The sequence below is a fragment of the Clostridium sp. CM028 genome (assembly GCF_030585565.1).
GTDB lineage: Bacteria > Bacillota > Clostridia > Clostridiales > Clostridiaceae > Clostridium_AD > Clostridium_AD estertheticum_B.
The window spans coordinates 2062353-2083624 of the sequence record NZ_CP077766.1 but is presented as its reverse complement, the minus strand read 5'-3'; the positions used below and the strand labels follow the sequence as shown (position 1 = coordinate 2083624).

Annotated in this window: 15 protein-coding genes, 5 tRNA genes and 1 riboswitch; of the genes, 15 read left to right on the top strand and 5 right to left on the bottom strand. The window is 32.5% G+C overall.

All coding sequences use genetic code 11. The features are described from left to right. Positions 1-61 precede the first annotated feature (61 nt). Complete coding sequence (locus KTC94_RS09740) at positions 62-1096, top strand: rod shape-determining protein (protein ID WP_216303345.1); 1035 nt, start codon at positions 62-64, stop codon at positions 1094-1096. Positions 1097-1221: 125 nt separating this feature from the next. Here KTC94_RS09740 and yyaC read toward each other — a convergent pair whose 3' ends face one another. Next, entirely contained in the window at positions 1222-1776 is a 555-nt protein-coding gene (gene yyaC, locus KTC94_RS09735) for a spore protease YyaC (RefSeq protein ID WP_216303344.1), read from the bottom strand. A gap of 357 nt (positions 1777-2133) precedes the next feature. Between yyaC and KTC94_RS09730 the strand changes: the two genes are divergently transcribed. From KTC94_RS09730 to prfB, 12 genes are all read left to right on the top strand, one after another. Beyond that, positions 2134-2208, top strand: a tRNA-Thr gene (locus tag KTC94_RS09730). 5 nt (positions 2209-2213) lie between these two features. Further along, positions 2214-2298: transfer RNA gene (locus KTC94_RS09725), tRNA-Tyr, on the top strand. Between the two features lie 42 nt (positions 2299-2340). Then, positions 2341-2416, top strand: a tRNA-Val gene (locus tag KTC94_RS09720). Between the two features lie 32 nt (positions 2417-2448). Next, positions 2449-2523, top strand: a tRNA-Thr gene (locus KTC94_RS09715). A 5-nt stretch (positions 2524-2528) separates the two neighbouring features. Then, positions 2529-2613 (top strand) — tRNA-Tyr (locus KTC94_RS09710). A gap of 102 nt (positions 2614-2715) precedes the next feature. Beyond that, positions 2716-2818, top strand: a riboswitch (SAM riboswitch). An 85-nt stretch (positions 2819-2903) separates the two neighbouring features. Next, positions 2904-4079, top strand: coding sequence for a methionine adenosyltransferase (gene metK / locus KTC94_RS09705; protein ID WP_220286871.1), 1176 nt, complete (start codon positions 2904-2906; stop codon positions 4077-4079). A gap of 206 nt (positions 4080-4285) precedes the next feature. Then, the gene (locus KTC94_RS09700) at positions 4286-6517 is read left to right on the top strand and encodes an ATP-dependent RecD-like DNA helicase (RefSeq protein ID WP_220286872.1); all 2232 of its coding nucleotides are present in this window, start codon (positions 4286-4288) and stop codon (positions 6515-6517) included. Between the two features lie 45 nt (positions 6518-6562). After that, on the top strand, positions 6563-7591 hold the full coding sequence (locus KTC94_RS09695; RefSeq protein ID WP_216303968.1) for a hypothetical protein: 1029 nt from the start codon (positions 6563-6565) through the stop codon (positions 7589-7591). Continuing rightward, the gene (locus KTC94_RS09690) at positions 7564-8244 is read left to right on the top strand and encodes a ComF family protein (protein ID WP_220320219.1); all 681 of its coding nucleotides are present in this window, start codon (positions 7564-7566) and stop codon (positions 8242-8244) included. The genes KTC94_RS09695 and KTC94_RS09690 overlap by 28 nt, the downstream gene beginning before the upstream one ends. Positions 8245-8666: 422 nt before the next feature. Beyond that, complete coding sequence (hpf, locus tag KTC94_RS09685; protein ID WP_165413081.1) at positions 8667-9200, top strand: ribosome hibernation-promoting factor, HPF/YfiA family; 534 nt, start codon at positions 8667-8669, stop codon at positions 9198-9200. Between the two features lie 197 nt (positions 9201-9397). Further along, the gene (secA, locus tag KTC94_RS09680) at positions 9398-11899 is read left to right on the top strand and encodes a preprotein translocase subunit SecA (protein ID WP_220320220.1); all 2502 of its coding nucleotides are present in this window, start codon (positions 9398-9400) and stop codon (positions 11897-11899) included. A 138-nt stretch (positions 11900-12037) separates the two neighbouring features. Then, positions 12038-13145, top strand: a protein-coding gene (gene prfB / locus KTC94_RS09675; protein WP_216303965.1) for a peptide chain release factor 2 whose coding sequence is annotated in 2 segments (ribosomal slippage) — positions 12038-12115 and positions 12117-13145 — 1107 coding nt in all. Because the reading frame shifts where the segments join, the coding sequence is not laid out codon by codon here. Between the two features lie 171 nt (positions 13146-13316). Here prfB and arcC read toward each other — a convergent pair. From arcC to arcA, 4 genes are all read right to left on the bottom strand, one after another. Then, positions 13317-14267 carry a carbamate kinase gene (gene arcC / locus KTC94_RS09670; protein WP_165413083.1) on the bottom strand — a complete coding sequence of 317 codons (951 nt, stop codon included), beginning with the start codon at positions 14265-14267 and terminating at the stop codon, positions 13317-13319. A gap of 85 nt (positions 14268-14352) precedes the next feature. Further along, positions 14353-15765: a basic amino acid/polyamine antiporter gene (locus tag KTC94_RS09665; protein ID WP_216303964.1), complete on the bottom strand. Its 1413-nt coding sequence runs from the start codon at positions 15763-15765 to the stop codon at positions 14353-14355. Positions 15766-15860: 95 nt separating this feature from the next. Continuing rightward, on the bottom strand, positions 15861-16862 hold the full coding sequence (gene argF, locus KTC94_RS09660; protein WP_216303970.1) for an ornithine carbamoyltransferase: 1002 nt from the start codon (positions 16860-16862) through the stop codon (positions 15861-15863). Positions 16863-16886: 24 nt separating this feature from the next. Beyond that, a complete protein-coding gene (arcA, locus tag KTC94_RS09655) occupies positions 16887-18110 on the bottom strand; it encodes an arginine deiminase (protein WP_216303963.1) in 1224 nt (407 codons plus the stop codon). Positions 18111-18918: 808 nt separating this feature from the next. On the opposite strand from arcA, the gene KTC94_RS09650 reads away from it, so the two are divergent. Both KTC94_RS09650 and aroD read left to right on the top strand, forming a co-directional pair. After that, entirely contained in the window at positions 18919-20235 is a 1317-nt protein-coding gene (locus KTC94_RS09650; protein ID WP_220320444.1) for a YjiH family protein, read from the top strand. A gap of 167 nt (positions 20236-20402) precedes the next feature. After that, positions 20403-21167, top strand: a complete 765-nt coding sequence (gene aroD, locus KTC94_RS09645) for a type I 3-dehydroquinate dehydratase (protein ID WP_216303962.1) — start codon at positions 20403-20405, stop codon at positions 21165-21167. Positions 21168-21272 lie beyond the last annotated feature (105 nt).

Below are 21272 nucleotides of genomic sequence, written 5' to 3'. Positions count from 1 at the left end.
TAGAATAGAGTTTAGTGTAATTTAAATATTGAATATACTAAAGAGCAGGAGTGGTTTTGAAATGTTTTTTTTTAGAATGGGTACAGATATGGGAATAGATTTGGGTACATCTACAGTGCTTGTATATATTAAAGGAAAAGGTGTTATATTAAAAGAACCTTCTGTTGTTGCCATAGATAGAAATAATAATAAGGTATTGGCAGTAGGAGAAGAAGCTAGGCAAATGATAGGAAGGACACCAGGCAATATTGTGGCAATACGCCCTATGAGGGACGGTGTTATTTCGGATTATGACATAACTGAAAAAATGTTAAATCATTTTATCAAGAAGGCTTGTGGGAAAAGAAGGCTATCTTCTCCAAAAGTTGTAATATGTGTACCTTGCGAAGCAACGGAAGTAGAAAGAAGAGCGGTAGAAGATGCAGGTAGAAATGCCGGAGCTAAGAAAGTTCAACTTATAGAAGAACCACTAGCAGCGGCAATCGGAGCGGGACTCGATATTACTAGAGCAAGTGGTAATATGGTTATTGACATTGGTGGAGGCACGACTGATATTGCAGTTATTTCTTTAGGAGGCATGGTTGTACGTGAATCAGTTAAAGTAGCTGGTGATAAGTTTGATGAAGAGATTATAAAATATATCAGAAAAAAACATAAATTAATGATTGGTGAGAGGACTGCAGAGGATTTAAAAATCAACATAGGTTGTGCTTATAAACAAGAAGAAAAGACAAGCATGGAGATAAGAGGGAGAGATTTAATTACAGGTCTTCCTAAGAATTTAGAAGTATCATCAGAAGAAATGAGAGAAGCTTTAAAAGAGGCGGTATATTTAATAGCAGGATGTGCACATTCCGTATTAGAAAAAACACCACCTGAGCTTTCAGCAGATATAGCTGATAAAGGTATAGTTATGACTGGTGGAGGTGCATTGTTAAAAGGCTTAGGTAAGCTCATACAAGAGGTTACTAAAGTTCCGGTATATCTAGCGGAGGATCCGATTTCATGCGTAGCACTCGGAACAGGTAAAGTATTGGATTATATGGATAAGTTAGATAATTCATTCAATGGAAGAGAATTATGCTTAACAGAATAAAAAGTATAAGCAAGCTATAAAAATAAGCAATACAATTATTAGTTTAATTGTATTGCTTATTTTTATATTATATAAGATTTGTAAGTTTAAATTGTGGATAATTATTTAAAACTAATTAAAGCATGTTAAACAGGGCTCAAATTATTTTCTTCATTGGTAAGGGAGTGCAAATAGTATGAATGCAAGAGGGATCTGCTTAAAACATTAGCAATATCCATTACCAAGCTCAATCTTATGTTTCTATTTGTAAATAATTCACTATCATCACTTGAATCTACTATACCTATTAATGAAAGAGTGCCTACCTTAGGAAGGGTTTTCCCTACACCTTTGCCAGGATGAATTGGATAATTTCTAGCTTGGAGTTCTCCAATATTTGAAATGTCTCCTAAACAAGCATCTACACCTATTATAGTACAATTTGGGTGCAATGCATTTATTTTAGATAATTTACTATCTATGTTTAAGGCATGAATTGGATTATCTATAGTGCCATATACAGGTAATGGAAAGGAACTATTTTTTAAAAGTGTACCAACTAAAGGACCTAGACAATCGCCTATACATCTATCGGTACCTATGCAAACAACTAAAGTATTTTTGTCAATATAATCTTTTAGAAAATTAGAAAGTGTATAGTATGCTAAAGGATCTTTATAATGGGTTTTAGCTTTACTCAAGAAATATACCTCCTTGTATTGCGCTGGGGAAAAATTATTAGTTTCCTATGAATAATTTATATGAATAAATCCCGTGTATTATTATAATAAAGAATAAAAAAATGATTAATTAAAAAATGATATATAAGTATATTAACTATATGAAGGAAAACCAAATAAAAAATATAATAAATTATTTGTGCAAATAGTAAGTTGTATCAATGCTTAATATTAAGCAAATATGCGAATAGTATAGTTATGGAGAGAAGAAGTCGTTTATTAAAGGATAATAGACTTGAAATTAATTAATTAAAGTTGTATAATAATTCTTGTCGACACGGTAAAACGGTAAAACGGCAAAATGATAAAACATAATATGCTGGCATGGCTCAACGGTAGAGCAGCTGACTTGTAATCAGCAGGTTGTAGGTTCAATTCCTATTGCCAGCTCCATAAGTGGAGGAGTTCCCGAGTGGCCAAAGGGGGCAGACTGTAAATCTGTTACGTAATGTTTCGATGGTTCGAATCCGTCCTCCTCCACCATTTATAATGGTTTACAATAAATTATGGTTTACAATAAATTATGGGAGCATAGCTCAGCTGGGAGAGCATCTGCCTTACAAGCAGAGGGTCACAGGTTCGAACCCTGTTGTTCCCACCATAATAATCTTTTTAAAATAGAATAAAATGCATGCTGGCATGGCTCAACGGTAGAGCAGCTGACTTGTAATCAGCAGGTTGTAGGTTCAATTCCTATTGCCAGCTCCACATATGGAGGAGTTCCCGAGTGGCCAAAGGGGGCAGACTGTAAATCTGTTACGTAATGTTTCGATGGTTCGAATCCGTCCTCCTCCACCAAAAGACATCTATAGATGTCTTTTTTTATTTTTTACAGGGTTTAGATTCTGTTGACACCATAGAATGCATATGGTATTATAATTAAAACTTAATAATTGATAACTCTTATCAAGAGAGGTGGAGGGAAAAAGGCCCTATGAAACCCGGCAACCGGTGCAATGCACCATGGTGCCAATTCCTGCAGTTATAATCTGCAAGATAAGGGAGATGATTAAATCACCTCTTCTTATATTTGGAAGAGGTTTTATTTTTTTATAGGGAAATTTTAGAGAATAGAAGGGAGAATTATAATGAAAAGATTATTTACATCAGAATCCGTTACAGAAGGACATCCAGACAAAATTTGTGACCAAATTTCAGATGCTGTACTTGATGCTATTTTAGAGCAAGATCCTTATGCTAGGGTTGCTTGTGAAACAGCGGTTACTACAGGAATGGTTTTAGTAATGGGAGAGATAACAACTAGTTGTTATGTAGATGTTCCTAAGGTTGTTAGGAATACCATTGAAGGCATAGGATATACTAGAGCAAAATACGGGTTTGATGCTAGCACATGCGCTGTACTTACGTCTATTAATGAACAATCAACAGATATAGCTATGGGAGTAGATGAGGCATTAGAATCTAAAGCAGGCGAGATTGATAAGGTTGACGCAATAGGTGCTGGTGATCAAGGCATGATGTTTGGATTTGCAACTAATGAGACACCAGAATACATGCCACTACCAATTGCTATGGCTCACAGATTAGCAAGAAAGTTAAGCGAAGTAAGAAAAAATGGCACATTAGATTACTTAAGACCGGACGGAAAGACTCAAGTTACTGTAGAGTATGAAGATAATAAGCCAGTAAGAATAGATACTATTGTTATTTCAACTCAACATGCAGAAGAAGCAACTCATGATCAAATTGAAAATGATTTAAAAGAGCATGTAATAAAACCTGTAGTTCCAAGTGGATTATTAGATGAAAATACTAAATATTATATAAATCCTACAGGAAGATTTGTAATTGGAGGACCGCAAGGAGACTCTGGTTTAACAGGAAGAAAAATAATAGTAGATACTTATGGTGGATATGGAAGACATGGAGGTGGAGCATTCTCAGGAAAGGATGCAACAAAAGTTGATAGATCCGCTGCATATGCTGCAAGATGGGTTGCTAAAAATTTAGTTGCTGCAGGAGTTTCAGATAAATTGGAAATTCAGTTAGCTTATGCTATAGGTGTAGCTAAACCGGTATCTATAGAGGTCGAAACTTTCGGAACAGGAAAAATTGACGATGATAAAATAGTTCAAATAGTTGAAAAAGTATTTGATTTAAGGCCAGCTGTAATTATAAGAGAATTAGAACTAAGAAGACCTGTTTATAAACAAGTAGCTGCCTATGGACATTTTGGAAGAATTGATTTAGATCTTTCATGGGAAAAACTAAACAAGGTTGATGAAATAAAAAAGTACGTATAATATAAAAAAAGGGATAACAATTATTAATTGTTATCCCTTTTTAGTGCATGTGATTATTAAGTAGTATTTTGATAAAACCTAAGATAGGGGTATACTGAACATAAGAGATGTAAAATACATATGATATAATAACATTAATAATAATATTATTGCTAATAATATTATTATTAATGTTATTATATGAATTTATAAATAGGAGAGATTTTATGCCGGAAATACAAGGGATAATCGAAGATGTAGTATTTCATAATGAAGAAAATGGATATATAATTGCTCATTTGAATGATAATAAAAAGCAGATAACTGTGGTAGGCATTGTGCCATATATAAGTGAAGGGCAGAACCTGAAATTAACGGGGGAGTGGGTTACTCATCCTCAATTTGGCAAGCAATTTAGAATAATACAATGTGAGGAAATAATACCTAGTTCACTTGAAGGTATAGAAAAATATTTAGCTTCAGGAGTTATTCAAGGAATTGGACCAATAACTGCTAAAAAAATTGTACAGCACTTTGGTGAAAACACCATGAATATATTAGATAATGAAATTGAAAGATTAAAAGAGATTGATGGTGTAGGACAAAAAAAGATTCAATTAATTTTTGAATCATATTCTAAGCAACGAGAAGTTAAAAATATAATGATATTTCTTCAAACATATGGAGTAACACCTAACCAATGTGTGAAAATTTATAAAAAATATGGAGGAGACTCTATAAAGGTAGTACAGGATAATCCTTATGTGTTAACTGAAACCATTTCTGGAGTAGGATTTAAAATTGCAGATAAGATAGCACAAAGTTTAGGCATTGACAAAGAGTCGCCTTTCAGAATACAAAGTGGAATTAATTATGTGGTAAATGAATTTTGCGCTATGGGAAATACTTATATGCCCTTAAACAAATTATACCAAGAATCTAAAAATATTCTTGGGGTTACGGCTGAAGAAATTGAAAAAAATGTTTATGATAATGTATTGCAGGGAAAATTGAAAGTCGAAAATATTGATGAAGAAGACTGTGTTTTCACTATGCCGTTCTATTACTGTGAATTAGCTATTACTAAAAAAATTATAACCTTATCTATAGAAAAGTATGACGAATTAGAAATAGACATAGAAGAAAAGATTAATGACTTCGAAGAAGAAAAAAACATAAAATTTGCAACGTCTCAAAAGACTGCTATTTGTGGTGCTGCAGAAAATAGTATTGAAATAATAACGGGAGGTCCAGGTACTGGAAAAACTACTATAATTAATTGCATTATAGAGGTATTTGAAGAAGCAGGAATGAAAGTTTATATGGCTGCGCCCACCGGAAGGGCTGCCAAAAGAATGACAGAGGCTACTGGTCGCGAAGCCAAAACCATACATAGGTTATTAGAACTTGGAGTAGGCAGAGATGATGGGTCGCAGTTCTCTAGAAGTGAGGAATCGCCTTTAGATTGTGATGTGCTAATTATTGATGAAGCATCTATGATAGACATAATGCTTATGAATAGTTTATTAAAAGCTATCAGCGTAGGAACTCGACTTATAATTGTTGGTGATGTTGACCAATTGCCATCTGTCGGACCGGGTAATGTACTAAGAGATATTATTGACAGTAAATGTGTTAAAGTAGTTAAGCTTAAGGAGATTTTTAGGCAAGCACAAGAAAGTATGATTATTGTGAATGCTCATAAAATTAACAATGGCGAGATGCCTATTTTGAATAAAAAGGATAAAGATTTTTATTTTATTGAGAATAATGAGCCGGAGAAAATCTTGGACAGTATAATTGCTTTAATTAATACCAGATTGCCAAAATTTAACAAAGAGTGGGATAAGATGAAGAACATTCAAATACTCTCTCCTATGAGAAAAGGGATATTGGGTATAGAAAATCTAAATGGAAAGCTTCAGCAAATATTGAACCCTAAATCTAAGTATAAAAAGGAAAAGGAATATAGGAATACTATATTTAGGGTAGGCGACAAGGTTATGCAAATTAAAAATAATTACTCTATAAAATGGAAAAAAATTAATGCAAAAGCTGAAGATGGAGTGGGCATTTTTAATGGTGATGTAGGGTATGTTGAAGATATTGATGAAGATAATGAAAATGTTATTGTGATTTTTGATGATGACAAACGGGTAGAATATGAAGGTGTATATTTAGATGAACTAGCTTTAGCGTATGCTATTACAATACATAAAAGTCAAGGTAGTGAGTTTGAAGTTGTAATTATGCCTATGTTTATGGGGCCCCCACTTTTAATGAACAGAAATTTACTTTATACAGGGATAACTAGAGCAAAGAATATGGTTGTTTTAGTGGGAGCAATAAAAGCTGTTAATTTCATGAAAGATAACAACAGAAGTTTCGAGCGGTACTCCGCTTTGGGCTGGAGAATAAGGCAAATAGTAGATGCAAATGTGGGCCATGATGAAAATTAGATTGATTTGTTTGGAAGAAATATTAAATTGCAAAGGAGATTTTACATGCTTTTCTACGCAAAATTAAACCTTAGTAAAGAAAAAGATGAGATTAGCAAAGAAATTTTAAGATGTTCTTTAAACAGCAAAAAAAGAATTGATGTTGTATCTATGTTTTACAATTCCTCTGATATATTGTTAGAAACTATAATTGAATATGTTAATGAAAAGAAAAATATATTGTATATAACTAATGAAAACCAGAGGAGTATTGATATTATTTACTTCATAAATAAATTTAGTAATTTAGGTCAATATGTATATTCACCTGAAACGAATTATGGCAGTGTGAATGAGTATTTACATATATGCAATCATGAAAATGCGTTAAAACTCCAAGAAAAATTTGATTTGATTATTTATAATGATATTAGAAGTTTTCCTAAATACACTAAGCAACAAATAAAAAAAGTGTTATTAAGAATGTGTAAAGCAAATAGTGTAGCTATAGCCTATTCTGTAGAGAATGTTTTAAGCGAGGGCACGCCAATAATGTTTCCGTTAAAAAACAATAATATTCCGATTATAGAGCCTAGAATCATAACTACGAGGATAAATCTTAGTACGGATATACCTTTGGTTGTTTATCAATATTTGAATTGGTCAATTATATCTAATAGAAAGGTAATAATATTTACACCAGATGAGGAAAAAACTATAGCGGTCTTTGAGTATCTATGTAATTTCAAAGAAAAGCTAAGTGAAAATATATTTTTGTTTATTAGTAAAAAAAGCGATGCTAATATTAAAGTAAAGTTCATGAATGAAGATGAGGGGATAATAGTCACTAATGACTTTGAAGAAAGTTATTTAGAATTTCATTCAATTGATGTTATAGTTTATTTTGCTGATAATGATAAATATAATCATAAGCAACTATTATATTTATCAAGTAAGGTTGGGAGATATGAAAGTATACAAAGGGGAGAGGCTATATTTTTAGCTAATGTTGAAACTGTGCAAATGGATAAAGCTAAAAATATAGCTAGAAAATTTAATGAGAAAGCGTGGGAGCGAGGATTATTAAATATATAAGAAAAATACTTTATTGTTTAGTTCAGCTCATATATTCAGGCGATGAGCAGTGCGTGATTTGTAGTGGATATAGTGAGGAAAGTGAAGCTTTGTGTACTAAATGCAGAGAAAAATTGAAGCGCTGTGCGCAAAGCTTTTATATAGGTCGCAATGAAGAAAAATATCTTGTTTGGTCAGTGTTTTATTATTCTAATATAGTAAAAGAATTAATTATTAGGCTTAAATATAAAAGCGATTTTATATGCGGTGAAATCTTAGCGGAATACATGTTACAACTTGTAAAAAGCAATGAATTACAGTTTGACTTAATATCTTATGTACCTATGACTAAAAAAGCTTTAAAAAATAGGGGGTATAACCAAAGCGAGTTTTTGGCAAGCTATTTATCGCGATTTTTAAATATTCCAGTGATTTGCAACTTGATTAAAACTGAGGATACTAAAGATCAAATAGGTCTCAATGGCGAAGAAAGATGGAACAATATGGAGAGATGTTTTGAGATCCAAAAAAATGAAGTTATAAAAAATAAAAATATTTTGCTCATTGATGATGTTATAACCACTGGGGCTACAGCGTTTCATTGTGCTCACAAACTGAAAGAAAGTGGAATAAATAATATTTATATATTGACAATAGCCAAAAGTAATGTATAATACGTATTGTAGTAAGTTAGGTTTGTGGTTGAAAGTCGATGCCAGTCGCAGGCGAAACGATCCACGTAAGTTAAACAAAGTTTAGCGAGCATGGTGCGGCTTAGAGGTTAGTCCTGCCGTTTAGTAGACGAGAGTGTTAGTAGTGAGAGGGTAATTCTGGGTAGCAAAAGCTCCAGCAGGCGAGTGTGGGGTCAAAGACCAGGTCAACTAACTTAATATATAAAAACTCCTAATATTATATTAGGGGTTTTTATTTTATTGGTACCTAAAAATATCGAATATAATTTAAATTGTATTAATATTATGTGAATTCTGATTTTAATGGTTGCTATTTAGCATTAAAAGTAATAGAATTGAAATATAAAACATATATCATGCTTAGTAATTAAGCAGTATGTAGATATTAGAGAGGGGCTGTAAGTATGAAAGTCAAAGTAATAGGAAGAAATATAGAGATAACAGAAGCCTTGAAAAATATTATAGACAAGAAAATAGCAAGATTGGATAAGTATTTTAGTCCAGATGTGGAAGCACAGACAACATTAGGCGTTTGTAAGAATAGACATACAATAGAAGTTACAATCCCTTTTAATGGAGTTATTTTAAGATCAGAAGAGCAAAATGAAGATATGTATACATCATTAGATATTGTAGTTGATAAATTAGAAAGACAAATTAGAAAAAATAAAACAAAATTAGAAAAAAGGAATAGAGGAACATCTCTTAAATTTCAAGGCATACCAAAATATGATAAGAACGAAGATGATGGTATAGATCCTAAGATAGTAAAGATGAAGAAATTTGCATTTAAACCTATGTCAGCAGAGGAAGCAGTACTTCAAATGGAACTCGTTGGTCATAGTTTCTTCGTATATATGAGTGATGGTAGTTCAGAGGTAAATGTAGTATATAAAAGAAAAGATGGAAATTATGGTTTGATAGAACCAGAATTTTAAAATATATTAAATTTAAAGGATTAAAGTAAATTTACTTACTTTAATCTTTTTTTAACTTAAAAAAAGTATAGTGAAAAATTATTAATGATAATTTACAAAATTTATAAATTCGTATAAGTTGAACAGTAACAAATTAAGTGGTATAATTTTAAGTATATATTTAGGGACTATTAAAATGAATAGTGAGGATGAAAAGTATGAAATTTTTTGAAAAGTTATTTGGTAGTTATAGTGATAGAGAGATAAAAAGAATAATTTCAACAGTAGATAAAATAGAAGAATTAGATCCGTTGATGACTAGTTTAAGCGATGAAGAACTTAAATCAAAAACAGAAGAATTTAAAACTAGATTAAATAAAGGAGAGACTTTAGAGGATATATTACCTGAAGCCTTTGCGGTGGTTAGAGAAGCTTCATGGAGAGTTCTTAACATGAAGCATTTTAGAGTACAACTAATTGGTGGAATAGTACTGCACCAAGGAAGAATAACAGAAATGAAAACGGGTGAAGGAAAGACCTTAGTGGCTACACTTCCCTCATATTTGAATGCGTTAACAGGAAATGGTGTTCACATAATTACAGTTAATGACTACCTTGCCAAAAGAGATAGCGATGACATGGGACGAATACACGAATTCTTAGGTATTTCTGTAGGCGTAATTATTCATGATTTAGATCAAACACAAAGGCAAGCGGCCTATAATTCAGATATAACATATGGGACAAATAACGAATTTGGGTTTGACTATTTAAGAGATAATATGGTTGTTTATAAAGAAGAAAGAGTTCAAAGAAAATTAAACTTTGTAATCGTGGATGAGGTTGATTCTATATTAATAGATGAAGCTAGAACACCGCTTATAATATCTGGAGAAGGAGAAAAATCTACGGATTTTTATAAAGTAGCAGATTATTTTGTTAAGGGTCTAGTGAAGGAAGAAGATTATACTATAGATGAAAAAGCTAGTGCTGTTATATTATCTGATGCTGGTATAGATAAAGCGGAAAAATATTTTCATTTAGAGAATTATGCTGATGCAGAAAATATGGGTATACAGCACCATACAGTTCAAGCTTTAAAAGCAAACTTCATCATGAGAAAAGATAAAGATTATATGGCAAAGGATGGTCAAGTTATCATAGTGGATGAGTTTACTGGAAGACTCATGGAAGGCAGAAGATATAGCGATGGGCTTCACCAAGCTATTGAAGCAAAAGAGAGCGTCAAAATTGAAAAAGAGTCAAAAACTCTTGCAACTATTACCTTCCAGAACTATTTTAGAATGTATAATAAGTTATCGGGCATGACTGGAACTGCGCTTACAGAAGAAAATGAATTTAGAGAAATATACGGATTGGATGTAATAGTAATACCTACAAATATGCCATTAACAAGAATTGATAACGCAGATTTAGTGTTTAAAACTGTTAATGGGAAATATAAAGCTATAGTAGATGAAATAGTTGAAACTTATAAGAACAAGCAGCCCGTTCTCGTAGGAACTGTTAGTATAGAAAAATCAGAATTATTATCTGATATGCTTAAAAAAAGAGGAATTCCTCATCAAGTACTTAATGCTAAATATCATGAAAGAGAAGCGGATATAGTCTCTCATGCAGGAGCACGTGGCATGGTTACCATAGCAACTAATATGGCGGGCCGTGGTACAGATATTAAGCTTGAAGAAGGCGTTGTTGAAGTTGGTGGACTCAAGATAATTGGAACTGAAAGACATGAATCTAGGCGTATTGATAATCAGCTTAGGGGTCGTGCTGGTCGTCAGGGAGATACTGGAAGCTCAAGATTTTACATATCACTCGAAGATGATTTAATGAGAATATTTGGGTCTGAAAGACTTCAAGGGGTTGTAGGAAAATTAGGATTAACTGATGAGGACGCTATTGAAAGCAAGATGGTAAGTGGTGCTATAGAAAGTGCTCAAAAGAAAGTTGAAGGAAATAACTTTGATATAAGAAAAAATGTTGTTCAATATGATGATGTAATGAACCAACAGAGAGAAATAATTTATAGACAAAGAACAGAGGTTCTTCAAGGCGAAAATATAAAAGATCAAATTGAAGAAATGATACAAGATGTTGTTTTCTCTGCAGTTGATTCACATATTAGTGGAGTTGAGGAAAGTTTTGATGAGGAATTAGTAAAACTTATTAACTATCTTGAAGAAATATATCTTCCAAAGGGTATGGTTTCAATAGAAGAACTTTCTAAAACATCTAATGAGGAAATTAAAAATACTCTTTTAGAAATAGCTAAAAAAATCTATGAACAAAAAGAAGAAAATTTTGGTGACGAACAAATAAGAGAAGTCGAAAGGGTTATTCTTCTAAGGGTAGTAGATAGTAAATGGATGGATCATATCGATGAGATGGAACATTTAAAGCAGGGCATTGGACTTAGAGCTTATAAGCAACAGGACCCATCACAAGCCTACCAAATGGAAGGTAGCGATATGTTTGCTGAAATGATTGAAAATATAAAGACGGAAACTGTTAAATACTTATTTCATGTGCAAATAGAAAAAGCACCTGAGAGAGAAATGGTTTCTAAGATTACATCAACAAATCATGATAATTCCATTAAAAATGAGCCAATTAAAAAAGTTACTAAACAAGGAAGAAATGATGAATGTTCTTGTGGTTCAGGGAAAAAATACAAAAATTGCTGTGGCAGAGGTTAATAATTATTAATAACTTCAAACAACCGCATAAGGGATAATAATAGTTGGAAATATAAAACCGTCAATTTCCAACTGAAAAGGGATGAGCAATTGATTCTTGCTTATCCCTTTTCAAATATAATGAAAGAGGTGCTATAATTGATAATACTAATCGAAGAAACAATAAGTGAATTAAACGTATTAAAAAGTAATGTAGAAGAGATTAGGGTGTCTCTTTGACGTAGCGTCTATGGAAAAACAATTAAAAGAACTTGAGTTTACAATGCAGGAGACGAGCTTTTGGCAGGATATAAAAGCGGCACAACAAGTTACTCAAAAAGCTAAGGGTATTAAAGATAGAATTGATAGATTCAATTTAATAATTAGTAAGATAGAAGATTTGGAAGTGCTAATTGAACTAAGTGAGGAGGAAGAAGATGATTCCTCTATAGCAGAAATGAAAAGTGAATTAAAAGACCTAACGCTGGATACAGATAGGTTCAGGATAGAAATTTTATTAGCTGGGAAATATGATATAAATAATGCGATTTTAACGCTTCATACCGGTGCAGGTGGAAGTGACGCTCAAGATTGGACAGAAATGCTTTATAGAATGTACTCAAGGTGGTGTGAAAAGAAGGGATATAAGATCGAAGTTTTAGATTATCAGCCATCTGATGAAGCGGGTATTAAAGCAGTGACATTAAAAATAACTGGCGAATATGCCTATGGATATTTAATGGCAGAAAAGGGAGTGCATAGGTTAGTGAGAATTTCACCTTTTAATGCAAATGGTAAGAGGCAAACCTCGTTTGCATCTTGTGAAGTACTTCCAGAGCTTACCGATAATCAAGATGTTGAAATAAAGCCTGATGACCTGAGAATAGATACTTATAGATCTGGAGGGGCAGGAGGTCAACATGTAAATAAAACTGACTCAGCCATAAGGATTACCCATATACCTACGGGTATAGTAGTACAGTGTCAAAATGAAAGAAGTCAGCATAGTAATAAACAAACTGCGATGAAGATGCTTATGGCAAAATTATTGGATTTAAAGGAAAGAGCTAAAAAAGATAGAATAGAAGACTTAACCGGGGATTTGAAAGAAAATGGTTGGGGAAGTCAAATTAGATCTTATGTATTTCATCCATATAATTTGGTAAAGGATCATAGGACTAATACAGAAATGGGTAATGTAGATGCAGTTATGGATGGGGATATTGATATTTTTATCGAGGCGTACTTAAGGCAGAACAATAAATAACATCAGGTATAGCTACAATAAAGAAGGGTGGTACCATTATAGAAATGTAGACACATTTCTATTTGAACCTAAAAGATCCAGCAGAATATATTGTATATTCTGCTGGATCTTTTATTTTTGTTATGTATAGGTCATAAGCATTTTCATCTTATGACTTACATTTAAAGTTTATTATTTTGTTATCACTGTTCCTGCTGTTCCGCTTATTGCTTCTCTAGCTTTTTCGAGTGATGTTATAATTGCTTTTCTGCCTTCTTGTGCTTCAACGAAAGCAAGAGCCGCTTTTATTTTTGGAAGCATAGAACCAGGAGCAAAATGTCCTTCTTTAATATAAGTTTTAGCTTCTTCAACAGTTATTATTGAAAGATTCTTTTGATTTGGAGTACCAAAGTTAATAGCAACCTGTTCAACGGCTGTAAGTACAACTAATGCATCAGCATTTAGTAATTCAGCTATTTTAGAAGAAGCAAAATCTTTATCTATTACTGCTGGAACGCCCTCAAGGTTTCCATTTCCATTATCAATTACAGGTATACCGCCACCGCCAACAGTTATAACAATATGTCCAGCTTCAACTAATGTTTTGATAATAGGTTCTTCAACTATAGCCATTGGAAGTGGTGAAGCCACTACGCGTCTCCATCCTCTATTTGAATCCTCTTTCATTATATATCCTTTTTCAATCATTAATTTCTTAGCCTGTTCCTCTGTAAAGAAAGAACCTACTGGCTTAGTTGGATCCTTAAATCCTGGATCATTCTGATCAACAATTACCTGAGTAACTACTGTTGCAACGTCCTTATTTATTCCTCGTTTTCTCATCTCTGATCTAATGCTTTGTTGCAGATGATAGCCTATATAACCTTGGCTCATAGCACCACATTCAGGAAAAGGCATTATTGGGCTATTTTCATTTATAGAAGCGGCTGCTTCATAAGTAGCTACGAGTTGACCTACTTGAGGTCCATTACCATGAGCAACAATAACCTCGTGACCCTCTTCAATTAAATCTACAATGGCTTCTGACGTCTGTCTTGCTGTTACTAATTGTGCTTCTGATGTAGTATCCTTTGGATTTGCTTGAAGGGCATTTCCACCAAGTGCTATTACTATTCTTGACATATATATTTCTCCTTTTATATTATATATAAAATATAATTTATTTAATAACTTAAAAATATTTTATAAAATTTCATTGAAATAATGTTTAAAGTTGAATTTTGCCAATTGAAAGCAGTATAATCATTAAGATTGCAACTACCATAATGGCTACCATTCCTATTTTCTCGTTTATTTTAATAGGTTCATTCTTTTCTTTCCTAGCCTTTAGATATACAAATATACCCACTGCATATAGTATTACTGCTGCTCCTAGATAATTTATTCCTACTGCGTAAATTACATATAGTGAATAGGTACAGGCTAATATAGAAACTATCTTATCTTTAGCTCCTAGGACATCTGTAAATGCAACTTTAACTGCATATAGTGATGAAAGCAAATATGGAATTAAAATACATGTTGTTGAAATTAAAAACACACTACCATATGCAGACTGAAGTGCTGGTAAAAGTAGTGAAAGTAAAAATATTTGAGTTAATCCATCAGTTAGTAATAATGAATTTACTGCAGCACCATTGTCATTTTGTTTAATAAACCATTTTGGCATTGTGCCACCCTTTGCCGCAACATAAGGAATTTCTGCTGCAAGCATAACCCAACTAATTAGGCAGCCTACAAGTGAAATAATTAAACCAACTTTAACGATTACAGCTCCAATACTGCCAAGTACAGTAATTGATAACATATCTGCTAGAGGGGTTTGTGAACTAGCAAGAGTATTAGCTGAAATTACTCCCATAGCGGTTGTTGAAACCAGTATATAAAGCACTAAAGTTATAATTAAACTTATTATTGTAGCAGTTCCGACAGTCTTTTGAGATTTCGCTCTCTCAGAAAGCACTGTTGCAGCTTCGATACCAATAAAGCACCACAAAATTGTACCCATTGCTCCTTTAATTTGCAAGAACACGGTGGTAGAACCCCCCGTAGAAGCTAATATTGTTTTCCAATTATCAACATTAAAAGTTCTAGTTTTAAATATTGCAAGACCAAATACAATTACCATTAATAAGGGTATGATTTTTGCAACTGTGGCAACGGCATTTATTATTCCGGCGCTCTTAACTCCACGCATTTGTATATAATGAATTATCCATAATAGTGCAGATGCTAATAAAAATGTTACTATAGGTTTTACGTCACCTACTAAACTATTAAAAGTTTTAAATATAAGAATAAAAAATGCAACGTTTCCAAGCCAAGCGCTTAACCAATATCCCCAGGCTGAATTGAATCCAACAAATTCTCCAAAGCCTTCTTTTGCATAAGTGAATATGCCCCCTGTAAGCGCTGGTCTTTTGTTTGCAAGTAATTGAAATACTAGTGCTAAAAATGCCACGCCAAGTCCACCAATTACCCATGCAATAATTACTGCTTGAGGGTTTGCTTTACCGATAAGATCAGTTGGGCTATTAAAGATGCCACCACCAATCATGGAACCAACTCCAAGAGCAATTAATAGAGACAAGCCTAGCTTCTTATCTTTATCCTTTTCCATTTTATAATCTCCTTTTGATTAATGTATTAGCCATATTTTAAATTGGTGAGAGCAATAATATTGCCCTCACCAATTAATTTTATAATTATTTTAGGCTAGTTTCCAAGTGTAGCAACCATAATTGCTTTGATTGTATGCATTCTGTTTTCTGCTTCATCAAATACTATAGAATGTGTACTTTCAAATACTTCATCTGTAACTTCTAAACCTTCAAGACCATATTTTTCAAATATATCTTTACCTACAAGTGTCTTTAAATCATGAAAAGCTGGTAGGCAGTGCATGAATTTAACGTTTTTGTTACCTGTCTTATTAAGCATTTTCATATTAACTTGGTATGGCCTTAATAATTCTATTCTTGATGCCCATACTTCGTCTGCTTCGCCCATAGAAACCCATACGTCTGTGTAGATTACATCTGCATTTTTAACTCCTGCATCCACGCTATCTGTAATAGTAATTTTTGCTCCTGTTTCTTTAGCAATTTCATTGCATTTTGAAACTAATGCTGTTTCAGGGAATAAGCTCTTTGGTGATACTATTCTAAAGTCCATACCCATTTTAGCAGCACCAATCATCAATGCATTTGCCATGTTGTTTCTTCCATCTCCAGCATATACAAACACAATGTCGCTTAATGGCTTGTCAAAGTGTTCTTTTATAGTTAAAAAATCTGCAAGAATTTGTGTTGGGTGGTCTTCAGTTGTTAATCCGTTCCATACTGGAACTCCTGCATATTTTGCTAGTTCTTCAACTATTTCTTGGCCATATCCTCTATATTCTATTCCATCATACATTCTGCCAAGAACTCTAGCTGTATCTGCTACAGATTCCTTTTTGCCAATTTGAGTTCCTGTAGGTCCAAGGTAAGTTACATGAGCTCCTTGGTCTAGTGCTCCTACTTCAAAAGCACATCTTGTTCTTGTAGAACTCTTTTCAAATATTAGCGCAATATTTTTACCTTTTAATTTCTGTTGTTCTGTACCTGCATACTTAGCTCTTTTTAAATCTCTAGCTAAATCTAAAAAGTAGTTTATTTCATTTGGAGTAAAGTCCATCAAAGTTAAAAAGTTTCTGTTTCTTAAGTTAAACATAATAAATTCCTCCTAATATTGTTGTTTTTATAAGTTATCTCTATTTAGTGGCATACTCATACATCTTGGGCCGCCTCTTCCTCTTGAAAGTTCGGCACTTGGCATTGTGAGTACTGTTACACCATGTTTTGATAAAATTTCATTAGTAACATAATTTCGTTCATAAGTTATAACTTTTCCTGGTGCAATAGCTAGAGTGTTTGATCCGTCGTTCCATTGTTCTCTTGCTGCTACAATAGCGTCACCACCGCCGCATCTTATTAAATCAACTGAAGGCACTTTTAATGCAGATTTTAATACATTTTGTAATATATCTTTTTCTTGCTTAATATTTAATTGTCCATTGACACCTTTTGTAATTTCGAAAACATTAAGTGGTCCTTCTATCTCTGGGTGTATTGTAAATTTATCATAATCAACCATAGTAAATACAGTATCAAGATGCATAAATGCTCTACTAGATGGAATTTCTAATACTAATACTTTTTCAAAAGTAGTATGTTTTTCAAACAAATTTCTTGCTACAACTTCTATAGCTTCAGGTGAAGTTCTTTGACTACACCCTATTGCAAGGGTTGTGGCAGATAATATAAGTTCGTCTCCACCTTCGATATTACTTGGAAGGCTTCTATCATACCAAAGTGGCACTTCATTTTGTTTGAAGGAACTATGATATTCATGAATAAATTCTAGGAACAAAGTCTCACGTCTTCTAGCTTCAGTTTGCATAGTATTTATAGTAATACCATTTCCAATTGAAGCACCTGGATCGCGAGTAAAGTAAAGATTAGGCATAGGATCTAAGTAGAATGGATACTGGGTTCCTATTAATCCTCTTAGAGAATGAATCTCCTTAACAGCTATTTCGTTTTTTCTAACTCCAGCCATAAGTATATCAATCATTTCTCTTGTAGGCTTTGACATTAAATAATCATAAAGAGATTTATATATTTCTTTATTACTAATGTGACTTTCAAGTAAAAACTGTTGTAAAAATATTTTTTTGGTTTGATCCTCGATTAAAGCCTCTGTAACAAGTTCTTCTAAATAAAGAACTTCCACATCGTTTTCTTTTAATATTTTTGCAAATATATCATGTTCTTTTCGCGCTACTTCTAAATAAGGAATATCATCGAAAAGTAATCTTTCAAGAAGATTTGGTACTAAATTTTCTATTTCTCTACCGGGTCTATGTAGCATTACTTTATTAAGTTTTCCTATTTCAGAAGTTACATTTATAAATGACTCCATTTAATTTAGCCCCCTATTCGTTTTTGTTTATGCCATTATTATAAAGTGTACAATTATATAAGGAAAACCCAGGATTCTACTGTAATTCCATATATAACGTACATGTAAGCTTTGTTATTGATTTAACACTGCATATTTATGCTAAGCTTTATTTTGCTCAGTAATACTATGGATGTTTCCGCTTGAAAATTTAGAATATTAGATTCTATGTATATATATTCACAATGCTTTAGTTTACTATGCATAATACTAGAAATAAGGTATAAACATTCATAAAACTTTTTTCTGGTTATTTATACCTATAAATGTATAGTAATATCTAGATAAAAGCTACATAGCCTATATATTATTAATTATAACGTTAATAATTATGCATATAAACTTATTTTTCATCATAATATCGCACTAAAACCGTTAACAATATTATTTATTAACAAAATGTTCATAATATCGATATATAAAAGGTGATGATGTGAGACAGAAAAAAAATAATTAAATCCCCAAAAGGCATCTATAAGGGGATTATTGTATTAAATAACAATTAATTAAATTGGAGCGGAGGGAGTGTAGCGTGAATTTCCTTATTTATTGTGAATTATTTATTCGCATATAATGAATTGGTTTCGTAAATTTAGTATGTTAGCATTAGTTATTGAGTTTATACATACATTATTCATGAAAGAACTTTGAAAAAGATGCAGCTTTCCATCCTTCTTTTTTACTTCCTTACATAAGAATTATAAATAATTATAAATGCATTTTCTACTTGAAAATGCTAAAAAAATTAAATAAACATGGGAGGTAAATGATGAATAATTCAGAAAAGATAAAAGTAAACAATACGGCCAATGTATTTAAATTTTTAGGTTATAGTATAATTGGGATATTCATGTTTTTTATAACACTAACTATAAACGGGAAAACAACTATCCCCATAGACCACATAGTTACAGGACTAAAAGGGTTATCCACGAAAGGTGCTGGAATTTATGGATTAGTAGTTATTGTTTTAGGGGGGGTATATCCTTTCTATAAAAAAACATGGAATAAAGATAAGGTTAAAACAGTATTTTCTTTACTTAAATTATTAGGTATCATAATAGGATTTATGGCATTTTTTAAGATTGGACCAAGTTGGCTATTCGAAGAAGATATGATTCCATTTTTATTTGATTCATTAGTTATTTCAGTAGGGATAATTGTTCCTGTAGGTTCGGTATTTTTAGCATTTTTAGTTGGTTATGGACTTATGGAATTTATAGGTGTTTTAATGAAACCAGTTATGAGACCTATATGGAAAACACCAGGACGTTCTGCTGTTGATGCAGTTGCTTCTTTTGTGGGAAGTTATTCTATTGCATTGTTAATTACGAATAGGGTTTATAAAGAGGGGAAATATACAACAAAAGAAGCCGCAATAATTGCTACAGGATTTTCCACCGTATCTGCTACTTTTATGATTATAGTTGCCAAAACATTAGGAATAATGAATTTATGGTCTGAATATTTTTGGGTAACATTAGTAGTTACATTTATCGTTACAGCCATAACTGCAAGAATAAGACCTTTAAGTAAGAAATCTGATGAATACTATAATAATCAAAATGGTTATCCGGAAATATCTAAAGAGGGGAATAAATTTAAAAACGCATGGGAAGCAGGTCTTAAAGCTGCCCAAAATTCAGTGCCAATAGGAAGAAACATTGTTGAAAATTTAAAAGATGGATTTATTATGGCCATGGGAATATTACCATCAATAATGTCTGTAGGATTAATAGGATTAATTCTTGCAAAATATACACCTGTGTTCAATATAATAGGGTATGTTTTTTACCCAATAGTTTCACTGTTTAAACTACCTGAAGCATTACTTGCATCAAAAGCATGTGCAGTGGGGATAGCTGAAATGTTTTTGCCTGCATTGTTAGTTGTTGGGGCCCCGATCGTAACAAGATTTGTAGTTGCTGTAGTATCAATTTCATCCATATTGTTTTTCTCTGCATCAATACCATGCATATTGTCAACCGATATACCAATAAGTATACGTGAAATACTTATCATATGGTTTGAAAGAACAGTATTTACATTAATAATAACTATACCTATTGCGTATCTAATATTATAAATAAGTCGATTTAAGGGGGGGGATTTACCTCCCTTTGATTTTTGAGTGATTTATTCATAGTTTATAGGGGGAAGAAAAGATAAGGAAACTTTACTATATTGGTAATGACTGGTATTATATCTAGAAAAGAATTAGTGTCGCAAGTTACTTTGAAGGGGTGGGTGTTAATGAAAAAAGTAGTTACTATTAAAGCTGTTACGATTGGTGAAGGCCTACCTAAAATCTGCGTTCCAATGGTTGGAGAAACTATTCTACAGCTTATAGAAGAAGCTGAAATTTTAAAAAGGATTGATTTAGATGTTGTAGAATGGCGTGTAGATTTCTTCGAGGATGCTACAAATATAGAGAGAGTTAAGAAAGCATTACAAGCAATTAGGAAAGTGCTAGTTGACAAGCCCATTATCTTTACATTCCGTAGTGCTAAAGAGGGTGGACAAAAGGAGATTAGTACTGCATTTTATTTTGAATTAAATAGATTAATTTCTGAAACAAAGCTTGTTGAAGTTATAGATATTGAATTATTTAACGATGAAAAAGATGTAAAAGAATTAGTTGAAGCAGCACATGCAAATGGCGTAGCGGTTATTATATCTAATCATGATTTTCATAATACACCAGAGAAAGAAGAAATTATATCTCGATTACGTAAGGCTCAAGGATTAGGTGCAGATATTCCTAAAATCGCAGTAATGCCTACTTGTGCAGAGGATGTGATTATACTGTTAGATGCAACGCGTATTATGAATGAAAGATATGCGGATGGTCCTATTATTACAATTTCTATGGCGGAAAAAGGGATTATCAGTAGACTATCAGGTGAATTATTTGGCTCCGCATTAACATTTGGCGCAGTCAAGAAGGCTTCTGCACCAGGTCAGATTGCTGTAGTAGAATTACGTAGAACTATTCAATTACTTCATAATAACACGTAAAAAAATTATACCGCAATAGGATGATTTAATGATTGATATTTATTTATTATGATCAATAAAAAAGCCATAGAGGTATAACGCGATTTATTAAGGTATAAATTTAAA

Excerpts from the sequence above, each read along its gene's own strand:
- aroD (WP_216303962.1), top strand. The coding sequence starts at position 20,403 with ATGAAAAAAGTAGTTACTATTAAAGCTGTTACGATTGGTGAAGGCCTA.
- hpf (WP_165413081.1), top strand. The coding sequence starts at position 8,667 with ATGAAAGTCAAAGTAATAGGAAGAAATATAGAGATAACAGAAGCCTTG.
- KTC94_RS09740 (WP_216303345.1), top strand. The coding sequence starts at position 62 with ATGTTTTTTTTTAGAATGGGTACAGATATGGGAATAGATTTGGGTACA.
- KTC94_RS09700 (WP_220286872.1), top strand. The coding sequence starts at position 4,286 with ATGCCGGAAATACAAGGGATAATCGAAGATGTAGTATTTCATAATGAA.
- KTC94_RS09695 (WP_216303968.1), top strand. The coding sequence starts at position 6,563 with ATGCTTTTCTACGCAAAATTAAACCTTAGTAAAGAAAAAGATGAGATT.
- KTC94_RS09650 (WP_220320444.1), top strand. The coding sequence starts at position 18,919 with ATGAATAATTCAGAAAAGATAAAAGTAAACAATACGGCCAATGTATTT.
- KTC94_RS09665 (WP_216303964.1), bottom strand. The coding sequence starts at position 15,765 with ATGGAAAAGGATAAAGATAAGAAGCTAGGCTTGTCTCTATTAATTGCT.
- metK (WP_220286871.1), top strand. The coding sequence starts at position 2,904 with ATGAAAAGATTATTTACATCAGAATCCGTTACAGAAGGACATCCAGAC.
- arcA (WP_216303963.1), bottom strand. The coding sequence starts at position 18,110 with ATGGAGTCATTTATAAATGTAACTTCTGAAATAGGAAAACTTAATAAA.
- secA (WP_220320220.1), top strand. The coding sequence starts at position 9,398 with ATGAAATTTTTTGAAAAGTTATTTGGTAGTTATAGTGATAGAGAGATA.
- arcC (WP_165413083.1), bottom strand. The coding sequence starts at position 14,267 with ATGTCAAGAATAGTAATAGCACTTGGTGGAAATGCCCTTCAAGCAAAT.